The sequence below is a fragment of the Brachyspira pilosicoli genome (genome assembly GCF_008016535.1).
GTDB classification, from domain to species: Bacteria; Spirochaetota; Brachyspiria; order Brachyspirales; family Brachyspiraceae; genus Brachyspira; species Brachyspira pilosicoli_A.
The window spans coordinates 1-916 of sequence record NZ_SAXY01000097.1; the positions used below are offsets into that span (position 1 = coordinate 1).

At 36.1% G+C, this 916-nt stretch carries 1 protein-coding gene; it reads left to right on the plus strand.

Annotation, left to right across the window (positions count from 1 at the left end):
- The coding region (locus tag EPJ72_RS13140) for a hypothetical protein (RefSeq protein ID WP_158636910.1) at positions 1-873 on the plus strand (873 nt) is incomplete at its 5' end.
- Positions 874-916: the final 43 nt, after the last annotated feature.

Consider the following 916-nt stretch of genomic DNA (forward strand, 5'->3'; position numbering starts at 1 on the left):
GGCGACACTAATGGCGATGGAACAGGTTCAATTACTCTTCCAGAAGAAGCTGGCTCAGTATATACAGTTACCGTTCCTTTTGCAAGTGCTTCAAAAGTCGCAGTAGACTACAGAGATAGCGCAAAACTAAATCAATTATGGCTCGACCAAATTAACAGAAAAGCCGCTAATGACGGTAAAGTTTTCGCAATTAGAAATGGTAGAAATTATCATGCACCTAGTGAATTCCAAAAAAGCAAGCCAGCAACTGGTGAAAAATCAAATCTACAAGATTACTACTATTTTGATTCTAAAGGCGATATTTACTACAAACAAGATAACAGATTAATCAAACAATTTGTAGGAGCGGTTATAGTAGATTATGTAAATTGCACCGCAAAAAAATATGGAAATGAAGATAGCGTAACGCATGAATACGCTCATACGGGAAACTGGACAGTTGGAGCTATTTATAAAATGGCTATAGGCGGAAGTGAAGCTGAAAGAATATATGGTTCTGGCGGAAGCGCTAAAAACGCAGTTCATACATTTATAGAAGCTAATATAACTTTGTCTAAATTCTGGAATGGCGTTCATGGTGAAAATATATACTTTAAGAGAAATTTCCAAAAAGATTATATAGAAGTTTTGGTTATGAATCCACAGGCTAATGAAGGCTTAAGCGGTTGCGCAGGCGTTGATTCTTACTATTGGTGGTGGGAAGTAAATGAAAGAAACCTCGATAACAGATTTGGAAAAATGCAAGATGCTAGTTTATATATAGGTAAAAAACCTCAAGAGCTAGTTAAAACATTTACGAGATATGTAAAATTCACAGATTCTTGGAATACGCCTTGGTGGAATTACATGTTCATACCAGGAAGTCCTAATTAATTTGGGAATATAATTTTAAGGGGTTTATCCGAAAGGGTAAGCC